The following is a 15,201-nucleotide window of genomic DNA, read 5'->3' as shown; positions in this document are numbered from 1 at the left end:
TATGCTTAAATTATTCGGATTACACATTTAATATGCCTATATTGGCATGTTTCAAGCGAGACATTCCACGAGAAACCCATTCATAGGGGTACAAAAATAGGAGAAATACCATTCAATTAATAATGAGTAGAATAAAATATTACTACGATCCTAAAACCTGCAAATACGAGCGATACACTAAGAGCAAATGGGACATTTTATTGGGAGTCCTTGGATTCCTTTCCCTATCTTCGATTTTTGCAGTAGGGATCCTTATGGCCTTCAGCTATTACTTTGACAGCCCAAAGGAGCTCATGCTGAAAAGGGAAAATGATGAGCTCAAGCTATATTATGAAATGATGGAAAAAGAGGTCTCAGACCTCAATGAGATGATGACCGACCTCAAAGACCGGGATGACAATCTCTATCGCGTCATTTTTGAATCTGAACCCATCCCCTCTTCCATCCGAGATGCAGGCTATGGAGGAGCAGACCGTTTCAGGGAGTTGAAAGAAAAAGGACTCCGTCAAGAAGACCTTATCATGGATGTGATGAGCAGGGTGGGTAAGCTCAAAAAGCAAATGTACATCCAGTCACTTTCCTATGACGAACTAGCAGACAAAGCACTTAATAAAGAAGAATACTGGGCCTCTATCCCGGCCATTCAGCCCATTCACAACGAGGACCTCAAGAGACTTGCTTCAGGTTATGGCATGCGTATACACCCTATCTTGAAAGTACGTAAAATGCACACAGGAATTGATTTTTCTGCTCCCAAAGGTACTCCTATTTATGCCACGGGAGATGGGGTAGTCGAAGAGGTCAAAACAGAATTTGGCGGTTACGGTAAATCAGTAACCATAGACCACGGATTTGGTTTTGAGACCCGGTATGGACACATGAATGAATTCAACGTACGCAAGGGCCAAAAGGTAAAACGAGGTGACCAAATCGGGACGGTAGGCAATACAGGGTCTTCCACAGCCCCGCATGTACACTACGAAGTCATCAAGGACGACCGTACAATAAACCCCGTCCACTATTTCTTCAAAGACCTCGAACCTACTGAGTTTGATAAAATACTCGAACTTGCTTCCAAGGAAAATCAATCACTTTCTTAATATTGTTAGCCAGCCCACTGTATAACAAAAAATGAGTCTCCTGAATTTTGCAGGTAACCAAACTTTATATACTGTTTTTACGTCCTTTGCTCCCGAAAGCCTTCGGGGTAGGCTATTGATGAAAAGGACGTAAAATCTAGTCCGGTGGTACACCCTTTAATCCGGTTTATGCATTAGGAATCAAGGCATTAAGAACAGGACAGCAAAGGCCAAAAGGTATCCTGCCAGAAAACTGAAAAAAATAGGTTCCGTAAGCCTCAATTTCTTGTATTCGGGAACATGTTTATGGGTGTATTTATAGCTAAATCTACGTAAATACTTTTCAGGATAAAACGAAAGAAAACACAAACCATAGGCAAGTGTAAACATCAAGAAGGTAAAGCCGGTCTCCATTGTGTGCGATGTGTGTGAACCGCACAAAGTTAATTTTATTTTAAGTAATTGCCTACAATTTTCTTTGTATTTTACCTGTAGGTTACCTGAAAATTTCCATACTGTTAACTCACTAAAAAAATAACCACCTACTCATCGGTCAGTTTTGAAAGTGTTCGCTTCCGCATTCCAACCAATTACATTCTTCCTTCCCATCTAGGTGATTTACGAAAAGCCTCATGACCTAACCGATTCTCTTACGATCAGATCAGCATCCAGCACTACTTGTTCATTTGGACTTGCCAAACCGTTATTGATTTTTTCAATTAATAAGGAGGTTGCTTTTTCTCCCAATTCGAATCCCGGCTGGTGCACGGTGCTTAGTGTAGGGCTGATGATTTCACCCAGTTGCCAATTGCTAAAGCCAATCACTCCCACTTCATCCGGCACATGGATATGGTGCTGCTTAAGGTACTGCATCACCCCTAAGGCCACCAAATCTGTCACGCAAAAGATAGCATCAGGAGGATTTTTGGATTCCATCAGGGATTTGGCAAACTCATACCCCTCCTCCTTCGTAAGGTCTTTGCATATCTTCACGTAAGAATCAGGATAGTCCTTCCCATGTTCCTTCAAGGCTTCCGCATATCCCCTGAACCGCTCATTGGAGTGCTGTACATTGAGTCTGCCCCTAATATGAGCGACCTTATGATAGCCTTTTTTTATCAATTCCGTCACGGCTTGATGTGCTCCACTGAAATCATTGACAATCACTTTGGGCGTATCAAATGTCTCAATGATCTTATCCACTTGCACTACTGGAATCTCTGCCGCCAAAAACTCCTCCAAATGGGCTACCTCCGTAGTTTCATTGGAAAGTGAAATGATCACACCATCCACCCTGCTGTTCAGCAGTGCCTTGGCCACTTTCTTCTCATCTTCTACATGTTCATTGGATTGGCAGATCATGACATTGTAGCCATGTGCATTGGATTCGCTGAGTACACCGCTAATAATGGACGAAAAAAATTGATGGACCAGTTCAGGGATAATCAGCCCTATATTGAACGTTTTGCTTTTTCTAAAATTAACTGCCAAAAGATTAGGCACGTAATGGTGCTTTTCGGCATAATCCTTCACCAGCTTGATTGTCTCTTCGCTTATGTCAGGGTGCGACTTCAGTGCTCGGGAAACCGTGGACACCGCCAAGCCCAATTCCTTGGCAATGTCTTTTAATGTTAATTGATGCTTTTCGGACATTTTCTGTACTTAATTATCCATTCCAAAATTAAGAACATGAACCTACATAAACCCTATCACAAGCCCAATATTTTTAAGCTTTTATTTAGAAACCATATAAATAATCGCCCCGAAATTGATTGCACAACCGTTTGCGGTAATTTGTCGTTTGGAGCAGTGAAATATTTTAAATTACTTTAAGTAATCAATCAAAGAAAACATCCTATCAAAACCTATAAAACCCTAAACTGGTGACATTCGTGTCACCTTTTTTTATGTTATGATTAAGGTTGGAAAGTCGGGTCAAGCGGAAAAGTTGGGGGGTGGAGCTGATGGAACGCTGATGACGCAGATCATTATGATTGGCGCTGATTTTTTTTTAAACTGGAAAAGTAAATTTGTATAACAACAGCCCTGAAAGGGCGTCACATCTTAGCCATGGGCAACGCCCATGGTGAACATCAAAAACAATCTCCTTGTTTTAGCGGCAATCATCTTCCTAGCGCTTATAAATTCACGCTAAAACCCAATACATATAAATAGCGTTTTATCCCAATAATCAGTTGGGAGAAGCTATTTCAGGTCGCAATACCTGTACGCCGGGACGTAGATTAGGTTAATGCATATTCCGGGTTAAAGTCGGTTACTTGCGAGCTTTTATTAAATTCTTAATCACAATGAGCCGCAGGCTCAACTTTAGGCCTCCCTCAGTACAACTGAAGGGACAACCAAGCAAGGATGGTTCTAATAGAACGCTGATGACGCAGATCATTATGATTGGCGCTGATTTTTTGCTTAAACTGGAAAAGCCAATTTTTTGTCTCAAGACTCAAGACTCATATCTCACTACTCAACTCCCTCATCTCGATACTTTGCTCTTGACTCTTTCTTCTTGCATCTTTCTTTTAGCTTGCCGCTTCATCCCATATACCCCGCCATTGGTCACATTTTTTTGGGAACCGTTTTGGTAAAAGCTATCATTGCTTCATCATTATTTACCAAATTTGAACATGAAAGAAAGAGCGTTACAATTTAAACAAACAGAATGGTGGATGGTATCAGGGGTATTCTTCCTGATCATCCTGACCAATATCTTGGGTGGCAAAATCAGTATTGGCTACATCGGAGGGGGAGAATTCGATCAAATGGCACAGTACTTTTCGACCATTTTCATTCCCGCCATTCTTTTCACGGCATTTTATTTTATGCACATGAAGGTGGCACCTATTTATATAACTGATCGCAAGACATGGAAACTCATTCTATTAAGCCTGTTAATTTTCATCCTTTCATGGCTGGCTACAGGTGCTTTTTATATTGGAGCTGACTGGGGCCAAGACATGTTCATACCCTTTTATTTTGCTGCAGTGGCACTCTATATGGGGTATATGTTTGTGGTATCTTTTCTAAAAAAGGCCACTCTCGCACAGACGACACCCAATTATCTTGGATACAATATTTCCAGATTAGTGGTACTGTATGTGTTTCTATTGACATTTTTGTTCAAATTCCACCGTTTTTTCCATGAATTGATCCTGATCATTTATGCCATTGTGGTTCCTTCACTTATTGCCATATTCATTTACAATTACTTTTTGGTCTATCGCAAAAAGCAAACAGGGCAAAACAAAGCATCAAAAATCTATTATTGGCTGCTGATTGTATTGATGGGCGCGATATTTTTCACGATCACGGCGGCATCTGGGGATGAAGAAATCCTCTTGGTCGGATTGGTGGCCATAGCACTATTGGTCTTGGTGATCAATCCCATCTCCAATGCATTGTTTAACAAATACCAAGGATACATCGAAAAAATGGACGAGCTCAATGTCCAACTGGTGGAAAAAACCACCGACCTCAAACAGCTCCGTAACCAAATCAATCCGCATTTCCTCTTCAATGCACTCAACACCATTTATGGGATTTCGCTACAGGAAACGGCAGAAAAAACGGCAGAAAGCATCCAAAAGCTGGGCGATATGATGCGGTTCATGCTGCATGAAAACACCCAAGAAGCCATCCCTCTGGACAGGGAAATCGATTACCTGATCAACTATGTGGACCTTCAACAGCTACGGATCGAAGCCCAGGAAAACATCACCATCGAATTCAGCCGAAAGGATGAGCACTGCAAGGGAAACATTGCACCAATGCTATTGATCCCTTTTATTGAAAATGCGTTCAAACATGGCATAAGCCTTCAGAAAAAATCCTGGGTGCGGATCAACCTCAGGTGCCTGGAAGGCTCGCTTCACCTGGATATCCATAACAGCATCCATAGAAAAAATGAAGACGATCCAGAAAGGGTCCATTCGGGCATCGGTCTTCCCAATGTCAAACAGCGGCTCCAACTGCTCTACCCTAGCCGACATGAGCTGGTGATCCGGGAAAACGATAGGGAATATTTTGTACATTTATCCATACAACTGAACAAATCCTGATCCATGCTCAAAGCAATCGCTATCGATGACGAACCCATGGCCTTGGAAGTCATCAAAAGCCATACTTCCAAAGTTCCCTTTGTGGATTTAAAGAGCTCCTTTACCAATGCCTTCAAAGCACTGGACTACTTGCAGGAAAACCCTGTGGACTTGATCTTTTTGGATATCAAAATGCCCGATATTTCCGGGATGGAGTTTGCAGAGCTTCCTCAGCATAACCCCATGATCATATTCACCACCGCCTACTCAGAACATGCCGTTAAGAGCTTCGAGCTGGACGCAATCGATTACCTGCTCAAGCCCTTTTCCCTTGCCCGCTTCATCAAGGCCTGTACTAAGGCCAATGAACTATGGATGCTAAAAAACCAACAACCCACCGAAACCACCTCCATTTTCCTCAAAACGGGCTATGAACAGGTCAAGGTCAAGCTGGAAGACATTCTTTTTCTTGAAGCATCGGGAAACTATGTCACCTTCCAAACACACGAAAATAAGATTTTGACAAGAATGACCTTTTCAGAAGCCGAAAAATTGCTACCAAGTTACTTTTGCCGCATTCATCGATCGTTCATTGCCAACAAGTCAAAAATCGATAAAATAGAACGACATCAGGTCACCGTTGGCAAACATACTGTCCCTATCGGCAGCAGCTATGCAGATAACCTTCAAGTAGATACCATCAAGTAGGCTGATTTTTATCTACCGACCGTTACTATCCACTCAACACAAAGTGATCAAAATCCGTAAAAATCTCCTAAGATTTGCGTTAATTTGAGTATCAAAAATTAGAGACAACATGCAAACAGGAATTCAACATCTTCACTCCGGAATGGCCTACTTGGTTTTGGCCGGTTTGATAGCGGTTTTTATTTATGCACTGATTGGTGCCTTGGGCAATCGGCCTTTTACGGACAAGGACAGGAAATTTGGACTTATCGGCCTGATTCCTGCCCACATCCAGTTATTGGCAGGGATAATCATCTATTTTGTCAGCCCATTGGGATTTAGTAACCTTTCTAGCGGCAATGCAATGGGTGATGCGGTAAGTAGGCTTTATGCTCTTGAACACCCTTTGATCAATATCGTTGCGGTCATCTTGATCACAGTAGGATACAGTAGGGCAAAAAAACTTACCGAAAGCCGAGCTCGATTCAGAAGTCTTTATATGTTTTATGGCATCGCCTTGGTATTGATTCTTTCCAGAATCCCTTGGAAAGCCTGGATGTAGGCATTGGAATAAAAAAAGGAGCGTCAACGCTCCTTTTTTTATTCCTCCTCAATGATGTTTTTAACTCTTCCCACTTCGCCTGTGTCAAGTTGCACTTTTATTCCATGGGGATGTTGTGGTGATTTGGTCAAAATCCGCTTCACCAACCCTTCCGTCAACTCTCCGGTGCGTTGGTGATGTTTTTGGACTACTTCCACCAAGTCTCCTATTTTTATGTCTTTTCTATTTCTTCCGTCAGGCATAAGCAGCTTGTTTGTTAATACTCTTCCTATTTTGCTAAGTGAATACAATCACCAATACAAACTTACCAAAACCTGTTTAAAAACAATCAGGAATACCGAGCACTTGGTAAAACAGGGTTAAACCCGGAATCAATGCCGTTTAGTTAAGGGTATTTCCTTCTTTTCATATACCTAAAAGTCCTTTTTTTGATTGACTTTGGCTGGGGAAACCTGATCATCTTGGTGGATTTTATCCTTTTCCTTTTTTCCCCCGAAAGCCTTCGGGGCAGGCTATTGATGAAAAAAGAAAGAAAAAAATCTAGGCCGGTGGTAGGCCTTTTAAAATGGAACATGGATTTACCCTGCGACCGAGATCCGTCACCCATTTTAATTTCCACCCGATGGCTACGACCTAAAAGTGAGTGGGTCTCGCTGTTCCACGACGCGAGCCAACTCCCTTTCCTAACGGCCTCCACCATCGGCTGGAAAACAGGCATACCAAGGGCCGTAATTAAGGAAGCGATACCTTTTTTGGCTCAGGAGGGCTTATAGTTCTCGCTCAACTTGGTTTCTTAAGAAAATATACCACTACATGGAATAATGATGATAATTTATCCATAAGAAACTTATTAATCGGATCCGCCTTGCAGGTATTGGGCGTTAAGAAATTAAAAAGCGGGTGGGCAAAAAGGCAGGCTTGTTTGACGAAATATTAGCCAAAAAAAATGTTGGCAGCTAGAAAAGGAGGAGTTTGCCTGCATGAGGGAAGGTTTTAATTTTAGGCCAATAGATGCACAGCGGCGGGGTTTTTTGGTTACTTTTTTGACCTGAAGCAAAAAAGTGACAAATGTAAAGGGATGAAAAACACCTAGGAATTTAGCTAGAAAAATAACTGCCCAAGGAAAAAATATAGAACCCATATTTTCCAGATACACACTAACTAAACGACATTGAACCCGGAATATGCATTAGCCTATCTGTTGCGACCTTAAACTGCTTCAAAATCAGCCGTTTCACTTTAGTTTTCGGCATAACCGTAGCGGTGCTACGCTAATGCCTCCAAACTAACTGATTTTCTTGCAATTTCAGCTCTCACTACGATTCCTAATGCATAATCCGGGTTAAAATCATACCGAATGGGTCTGGTTGACAGACCGCACGGCTTTGTAATCTCCCTTAAAAGTATCTTTCACCATTACCACCTGCCAAAGTTGGTTTTTGCGTGCACGGAAAGATCCCGCACAGCATGTAAGATAATACTCCCACATCCGATAAAAAGTGTGACCATATTCATTTTTTAAGCCAGCCCAAGCCATGCGAAAACGCTCCAACCAAGCCATCAATGTATAGTCGTAATGCAAACCGAAATTATGCCAATCCTCTAGTAAAAAGTAACCTTCCATGGCACTGGTCAATTGAGCTGCCGAAGGGATCAGGCTGTTTGGAAAAATATACTTATCGATCCACGGATCAGTATTTTGATAAGAAGCATTATTACCAATGGTATGGACCAATGAGATACCATCATCCTTTAGGTTATGGTAGACCGTTTTCATGTATTCGCGGTGATTTTTGGCCCCGACGTGTTCCATCATACCGATGGACAAAATCCGGTCAAAGGGCTCCTCCACATCCCGGTAATCCTGTAACCTGATATCCACAGGAAGTCCATCGCACCGCTCCTTAGCGAGCTTGGCTTGTTCTTCTGAAAGGGTAATCCCCACTACTTCTACCTGATAATATTTGGCAGCATAAGCGGCAAACCCCCCCATCCACAGCCAATATCAAGCACCCGTAAACCAGGCTTGAGCTTTAATTTTTGACAAATCAGCTCTAGCTTATTCTCTTGTGCCTCGTCCAAGTTACCTGCACCCTGCCAATAACCACAACTGTACATCATATATTCATCCAACATCTTTTCGTACAGGTCATTTCCCACATTATAATGTTGAACGATGATATCTTTAGAATGGTGCTTGGTTTGCAGGTTAAACAACCTTGCCTTTGCCCCCTGCCAGAGGACTTTTAAGTTTCCTTTGACTTTCTGGTCGAGGTTTGCACGTAAAATCCGATGGAAAAATTCATCTAGCCGCTCACAATCCCACCATCCTTCCATATAAGCTTCCCCAAGACCTAAGGAGCCCTCTCTCATCACCCGCTTGTAAAAATGGCCGTTGTGAACTTGAGGGTCGTAGGGTGACGACCCGTCAAGCTGAATGCCCGCAAAATCCAACAACTCAGTTATGGTCTTTTTATAGGAGTCCATTAGTGTGTCATTTAGGTTGCTAAAATTCAAAAAACTGTTGCTATTCCAGCAATGGAATAAGATCACCTTAATTTATTAAATTGTTACCATATTGTAAATACCTAGAATCAGTAAAATCCACATCGCCAAATCCTCGCTCCTCACACAGTCTTATGAATATTCAAACAGAACAATCATTATTGACTTAACATTTAATAAACCGTATATAATTTGAATTATCCATAACAAAATCCTAATTTTGTTTGAAAATAAGAAATTAATGAGTTTCTGATAACAATCAGCTACTTCCTAATAATCAATAACGAGCACAAATCTCGGTTAAAACTCAAAAGATTATTTGGTTTCTTGACAAAAGCGTTACCTTTGCAATTCTGATGAAAAACAATATTATCATAAAGTCTACGCCTACTCCACCTTGAGGAGATTTTTTTGACACCATTATACCATGGCAGCCGAATAAATTGGCTGTCCAGTTTCCTTGTACAATCACATTTCATACTATCTATAAATAGCAAAAGACATGACGCAAATGTTCTTTAACCTATTTCGTCCTAAGCAATCGACCTTAAAGGATGAAGTACTATCAGGTCTCACTGTAGCCCTGGCTTTGGTGCCAGAAGCAGTAGCCTTTGCCCTAATAGCACAGGTATCGCCATTAATAGGTCTCTATTCGGCATTCATTATTTCATTGATCACATCCATTCTAGGAGGACGACCTGGCATGATTTCGGGAGCCACCGGAGCTATTGCTGTTGTCATTGTAGCTTTGGTCCAATCCCATGGTGTAGAATATCTATTTGCTGCAGTTGTTCTAATGGGGCTAATACAGGTATTAGTGGGTGTTTTGAAACTTGGAAAACTCATTAGGTTAGTTCCTCATCCTGTGATATACGGTTTTGTCAATGGTCTTGCTGTGATCATTTTCACGTCGCAATTTGAACAGTTTAAGATAGAAACGAGCCCTGGGGTAAAAGAGTGGATTACAGGCCCTCCCCTTTGGATCATGTTGACCTTAGTGGTATTGACCATGGTCATCATCAAGTTTCTCCCGAAGCTCACCAAAATGATCCCTTCTGCCTTGGCTGCGATTCTGGTCATCTCCGGTATCGTGATTTTTGGAAATGTGGACACCAAAACAGTCGGAGACATGGCATCCATTTCAGGAGGGCTACCAGAATTTCACCTGCCAATGGTTCCCTTGAACTGGGACACCTTGATGGTTATCCTTCCTTATTCCGCAATTATGGCGGGCGTGGGACTGATCGAAAGTCTTCTGACCCTTACGCTGGTGGATGAAATCACCGAAACACGAGGAAATGGCAACAAAGAATGCATCGCACAGGGAATCGCAAATACCACAACCGGATTCTTTGGTGGCATGGGCGGATGTGCCATGCTTGGACAAAGTCTAATCAACGTCAACGCAGGAGGTAGGAACAGAATCTCTGGAATAGTGGCATCACTTGGTTTGTTGACCTTTATTCTCTTCTTATCAACCTACATTGAAATGGTCCCCATGGCTGCATTGGTAGGGCTGATGTTCATGGTAGCCATAGGTACATTTGAATGGGCCTCCCTAAAAATCTTCAAAAAAGTCCCTACCTCTGATGTCATCCTAATGGTCATCGTAACACTGATCACCGTATTCCTCCACAACCTGGCCTTGGCCGTATTGGTAGGGGTGATTATCGCCGCATTGGTGTTTGCGTGGGAAAATTCCAAAATGATCCGTGCCAGAAAACGTGTTGACGAAAACGGCGTAAAGCACTATGAAATCTATGGCCCTTTGTTCTTTGCTTCTGCTCAGGCTTTTGGCGAAAAATTCGACCCAACCAATGACCCCGAGGAGATCATCATTGATTTTGCAGAAAGTAGGATTGTGGATCACTCAGGGATAGATGCGGTGCACAAGGTGACCGAAAGATACGACAAGATGGGTAAAACAGTCTATATCCGCCACCTGAGCACCAGCTCAAAAAACTTATTGGAAAAGGCTGAAAAAATTATCAATATCAACTATGCCGATAATGACCCAAGCTATAAAATCGTAATGGATTAAACTGGGAATATGCATTAGCCCATCTATTGCGGACTGACCAGTCACGGCGGATGCATCATTCTCCAAACAGTCCTTACCAAAGAGGCTGCACCCACAATCGGTGGTGCAGCCTCTTTTTCATTTAGGGTCATCCATCAAATAATACTCAAACGCTAAAGCATCACTTCCTTTTCCTTTTCATGCACATCAGATCCAATAGCGAAAACATCATGGGAATGCAGTGTTTTTCGTTAATTTTGGTTTGTTTTACTCAAGTCATCAAACAAAGAATCATGTCGATCACACAAGAAGCCGAATTACGAGGAATGGAGCAAGTCAGTGAAGCCGTAGGAAAAACGCTCAACCTAATGCGCCAATACGTCCAACCCGGTATGACTACAAAAGAACTCGACGAATATGGCGGTGCTATCTTAAAGGAGTTCGGTGCCAAGTCAGCCCCTTATGAAACGTACGGTTTCCCCGGGTACACCTGCATAAGCGTAAATAAGGAAGCTGCCCATGGGATTCCCTCTACGACTAAAGTACTACAAGAAGGAGACTTGATCAATATAGATGTATCAGCCGAATTGGCCGGTTTTTGGTCGGATAATGGGGGGTCTTTTGTTCTTGGCAAAGACATTCACCACCACCAACCCCTAGTCGATGCCTCAAGAGAGATTTTAGAAAAAGCTATTTCAACTATTAAAGGCGGTGTCAAAATTGCCGATATCGGCTTTTTGATAGAAAGTGAAGCGAAAAAGAGAGGGTATAAGGTGATCAAAAACCTTGCGGGACATGGGGTAGGTAAAAGCCTTCATGAAAAACCAGATGACATCTTAAACTACAGGGTAAAAAGCAACAAGGAACGATTTAGAAAAAATACTACTGTGGCCGTGGAAACCTTCATTGCCACTAAATCCACCTACGCCGACACCCTTAGTGATGGCTGGACGCTGGTGGGAGACAAAGGCGGGTTCGTGACCCAGCATGAACATACAATTTTGATAACAGATGGCTTTCCTGAGATCCTTACCAGATCAAATGGAATCTGGGAGTGATCACACATATTTTCACTTTGACATCAACAGGAAGCCATTAGCTTTCCAGCACTGCTTCTTCTTCCCAAGTGGACTTCGTGGGCTTAATGGCTCCATTGGACTTGAGGGTATAACGTTGGGAAATAGGCGGTGATTTTCGTACTTTTTCACGTACCCTTCTTAGGGTGACCACATTGATCAAGCTCCCAAATGCAATCGTAAGACCTACTACGGATGGGAACATCAAGTGCTCATTCATTCCACTGCACATAATGACCATCCCCAGAAAAAGCACTTTAATGGCACCTAAAAACATGGCCACCTGGTCATGGCCATACCCCATTCTCATCAGGAAATGATGGACATGCGACTTATCAGGAGAAAATGGAGACTTGCCTCTTCTAATCCTCCTTAAAAAGACCCTCAATGTATCGTAGCTGCATATCACCATCAAGGTAAGCCCGGAGGTAATCGGAGCATGGAACTTATATACTGCAGAAGGGTGCATCTCACCATTTTCACGAATAAACAGCATGATAAAAACCGCTATGAAACACCCTATCGGAAGGGATCCTGTGTCCCCCATAAAAACCTTGGCCGGATGCCAATTATAAATCAAAAAGGCCATCAAGCTCCCCAGCATGCCCAAACAGATAATCCCTTCGGCAGTAAACCCAGTAGACATAAACCACACCCCCAAAAAACCACAGCTAAGCGCGCCCAAGGTTCCTGCAAGACCATCCAAACCATCAATTAAGTTAAAGGAATTGGTAAGTCCTACGAGCATAAAAAAAGACAATGCATAACTGATAGAAATCGGAAGTTCATGGATTCCCAAAAAACCGTAAAAACTTTCGATTCTAATATCTCCCAACACGATCACCAAAAAGAAGGCCACCAACTGACCGATCAACTTATGACCGGCCCTCATGTCTTTTCTGTCATCCCAAAAACCTATGAATGCCAGTATCGTGACAGCACAAAAAAAGTAAATATAATTGGAGTAATCACTGACAGGAAGACTCCCGAGTGTCCCAGCAAAGAAAGCCACCATAATACCTATCCCTCCCATGGAGGGAACCGATCGCTTGTGGATCTTCCGCCCACCGGGCAAGTCGAGAATATTTTTTTTCTTGATCCATAAAATAACCATCGGGATTACCATCAATCCAACTGTAAAAGATAAAATCAGCGTCAAAACTACTTGCATGTGAAGAGCATTTAAAAACTACCGTTAAACTATTTCTTTATTAATTATAAAAACATACTACTCACAACCGACAAGACATAAAAAAACAACCTATCAATATCCTCTGATAAACCTGCCATTGTACTGCCTTGTTATATCGGTCAATTTGGGTATACCTGTCCTAAAACCTTGAACTATGGAATTCTCATTATGGTAATTGTACTCCCATCTGAATTCTTCTGTGGTTCTTAGCTCTAGTTTCTTTCCGCGTAATATTTTACCAGGGTACAAAGGAAAGGCAAACTGAAAACCTATGGTGTTTCCGGCTTTTGAAAGGGCTCCAAAAACCCCTATATCTACATTTCCAAATTGCTTGATCACATCAAGCCTAGCGCCCCTGTCTTTATATAAAAATTGGCCACCGCTGAGCTTTAGGCTTACATCTTCTATAGGCGTCCGGTACTCCACGTCCGCAATCAACATCCAGTCATCGGGATTTTCCATATAAAACTGACTCGACTGCAAATAATAAAATCCTGTATACGCTACTCCCGCCCCAACACTCCACCGGCTCTCCACCGGCGCGTATCTATACTGAAAATCTGCTCCGTAACGATTGGAAAAAAAAGTACCTATATTCGCCATCATAAAGTGATCATTTTCCCAATGTTTAAAAAAAGTCAACTGACTTGGAGCCAGTTTTGGCAACATATCCTGATTGTCCAAGGAATTTTGGACGGGAATAAGGATACCAGTTTGTACACTTAAGCCCGGCAACAGATAAATCCTGCTGTCAATGATAATATTGGTCTTGGCTTGGATTGGCCGTTCATAATAGCCGAAACGGGCCGCCACCTCTGGCATGATCCTAAAATGGAAACGGTAACCCGCCATTTTATTATTATTAGCTTTATAGTACCTCCACTCTTCCGGGGCTAGTCGCCTGAAGGTTCCTTGCCCCACGTTATAGGCTACCATAGGTTGGTTATGGTATGACGGGATCAAAACGAGGGATTTATCCACTCCTGCATCACTTATTATCCGCGTGGCAAACTCCATGCTCTGCTTGGGGTTTCGGAAATTCCGATGTTCAAAAAAAACCTCCAAGCTATCTCCCACTTCCCTTATATGTACTTGCTCAAAGCCATGCGAATACAAGACCTTCTCCAGTATATCTGGATCAGAGAGACTTTGGCCATACAGGGTACCTACTCCACAAAAAAACAGAACGACTATTATAAAAAAATCAGTGGTTCTTCTCATAAGCCCTGAGCTCTTTTGGTTTGAAATCCAGCCCAAACTGTAATGCCACATTAAACGCCCACGACTTTCCCTCAAAAGTATAGGCACTGAATGTCAACCAATCTTTTACATCTACGAATGCTCCTGCATTAATGGTGCTGGTATTGTACTCTACCATGAGGCCTCCCCACTCCACAGGTTTTACTTCCATCCCTCCAAAAAACCCCACAAGATATCGTGAATTATAAAATTTCTCTTTTAAAGCAATCACGATAGGAGAAGAATCCTCTCCCGTATTTTTCTTAATGACATAAGGTGACCCATAACCTAGACTAAACTGGAAGTCCCAGATTCCAGCTGCTATATTTTTGGTAGCTACCAAATAATCCTGTGACATGAATGGTGCTGAAGATCCAGGGGGCGTAATGCCCAGAACCAAAGAAGGACGGTATTTTTTTTCTCGCAATAGATGGAACCTAAAGTCCACTTGCCTATCTCCAATCCCAATCTGATCAGGGAGTAAAGGCCTATAGGTAACCGTAAAATTGATCTCCATGAAACGGGTAATCCCCGCACGCACATTATAAAAATTCAACGTATTTAAATCAACTGGTGTATTGGCGCCTGGGTGAATATCCTTGGAATAATTTCTGGGTACATACCCGAAGGATAACCCTAATCGCTTCTCCTCATACCACATCGCTGAAGGAGTGGTCATGTAGCCTGGCTTGCCTATAAAGTTGATTTGAGCTTCCGCCTGCTGATAGCCAAATAGCAATAGCAATAGCCAACCGAACTGATATGTAAGCCTATTTATCAAAAATGCCC

The 15,201-nt window shown here is 42.4% G+C and carries 12 protein-coding genes and 1 pseudogene; 6 read left to right on the top strand and 7 right to left on the bottom strand.

Features of this window, described 5'->3' with window-relative positions; translation table 11 throughout:
• Positions 1-122 precede the first annotated feature (122 nt).
• Positions 123-1,100 carry a M23 family metallopeptidase gene (locus DN752_RS22000; protein WP_112785977.1) on the top strand — a complete coding sequence of 326 codons (978 nt, stop codon included), beginning with the start codon at positions 123-125 and terminating at the stop codon, positions 1,098-1,100.
• Between the two features lie 609 nt (positions 1,101-1,709).
• Here DN752_RS22000 and DN752_RS21990 read toward each other — a convergent pair.
• A complete protein-coding gene (locus tag DN752_RS21990) occupies positions 1,710-2,732 on the bottom strand; it encodes a LacI family DNA-binding transcriptional regulator (protein WP_112785975.1) in 1,023 nt (340 codons plus the stop codon).
• A 989-nt stretch (positions 2,733-3,721) separates the two neighbouring features.
• Between DN752_RS21990 and DN752_RS21985 the strand changes: the two genes are divergently transcribed.
• The 3 genes from DN752_RS21985 (at position 3,722) to DN752_RS21975 (ending at position 6,380) form a co-directional block, all read left to right on the top strand.
• A complete protein-coding gene (locus DN752_RS21985; protein ID WP_112785974.1) occupies positions 3,722-5,152 on the top strand; it encodes a sensor histidine kinase in 1,431 nt (476 codons plus the stop codon).
• A 3-nt stretch (positions 5,153-5,155) separates the two neighbouring features.
• Positions 5,156-5,839 (top strand): LytR/AlgR family response regulator transcription factor, encoded by a 684-nt coding sequence (locus DN752_RS21980; protein WP_112785973.1) that lies wholly within the window; start codon positions 5,156-5,158, stop codon positions 5,837-5,839.
• A 109-nt stretch (positions 5,840-5,948) separates the two neighbouring features.
• The gene (locus DN752_RS21975; protein WP_112785972.1) at positions 5,949-6,380 is read left to right on the top strand and encodes a hypothetical protein; all 432 of its coding nucleotides are present in this window, start codon (positions 5,949-5,951) and stop codon (positions 6,378-6,380) included.
• A 38-nt stretch (positions 6,381-6,418) separates the two neighbouring features.
• On the opposite strand, the gene DN752_RS21970 is transcribed toward DN752_RS21975, so the two are convergent.
• From DN752_RS21970 to cfa, 3 genes and pseudogenes are all read right to left on the bottom strand, one after another.
• Positions 6,419-6,622: a YwbE family protein gene (locus tag DN752_RS21970; protein WP_112785971.1), complete on the bottom strand. Its 204-nt coding sequence runs from the start codon at positions 6,620-6,622 to the stop codon at positions 6,419-6,421.
• Positions 6,623-6,765: 143 nt separating this feature from the next.
• Complete coding sequence (locus DN752_RS24620) at positions 6,766-7,098, bottom strand: hypothetical protein (protein WP_162633309.1); 333 nt, start codon at positions 7,096-7,098, stop codon at positions 6,766-6,768.
• Between the two features lie 630 nt (positions 7,099-7,728).
• A pseudogene (gene cfa / locus DN752_RS21960) lies at positions 7,729-8,516 on the bottom strand (cyclopropane fatty acyl phospholipid synthase).
• An 871-nt stretch (positions 8,517-9,387) separates the two neighbouring features.
• Here cfa and DN752_RS21955 point away from each other — a divergent pair.
• Positions 9,388-10,926, top strand: a complete 1,539-nt coding sequence (locus tag DN752_RS21955) for a SulP family inorganic anion transporter (RefSeq protein ID WP_112785969.1) — start codon at positions 9,388-9,390, stop codon at positions 10,924-10,926.
• 272 nt (positions 10,927-11,198) lie between these two features.
• Positions 11,199-11,963 carry a type I methionyl aminopeptidase gene (map, locus tag DN752_RS21950; protein ID WP_112786659.1) on the top strand — a complete coding sequence of 255 codons (765 nt, stop codon included), beginning with the start codon at positions 11,199-11,201 and terminating at the stop codon, positions 11,961-11,963.
• Positions 11,964-12,000: 37 nt separating this feature from the next.
• Here map and DN752_RS21945 read toward each other — a convergent pair whose 3' ends face one another.
• The 3 genes from DN752_RS21945 to DN752_RS25215 form a co-directional block, all read right to left on the bottom strand.
• The gene (locus DN752_RS21945) at positions 12,001-13,152 is read right to left on the bottom strand and encodes a glycosyltransferase family 4 protein (protein WP_112785968.1); all 1,152 of its coding nucleotides are present in this window, start codon (positions 13,150-13,152) and stop codon (positions 12,001-12,003) included.
• 93 nt (positions 13,153-13,245) lie between these two features.
• Entirely contained in the window at positions 13,246-14,394 is a 1,149-nt protein-coding gene (locus tag DN752_RS25220; protein WP_112785967.1) for a YjbH domain-containing protein, read from the bottom strand.
• The gene (locus tag DN752_RS25215) at positions 14,378-15,193 is read right to left on the bottom strand and encodes a YjbH domain-containing protein (protein WP_262511686.1); all 816 of its coding nucleotides are present in this window, start codon (positions 15,191-15,193) and stop codon (positions 14,378-14,380) included. Before DN752_RS25215 ends, DN752_RS25220 begins: the two co-directional genes overlap by 17 nt.
• Positions 15,194-15,201: the final 8 nt, after the last annotated feature.

It is taken from the genome of Echinicola strongylocentroti (assembly GCF_003260975.1).
Classification (GTDB): domain Bacteria; phylum Bacteroidota; class Bacteroidia; order Cytophagales; family Cyclobacteriaceae; genus Echinicola; species Echinicola strongylocentroti.
This window is presented reverse-complemented; position numbering and strand designations above follow the sequence as displayed.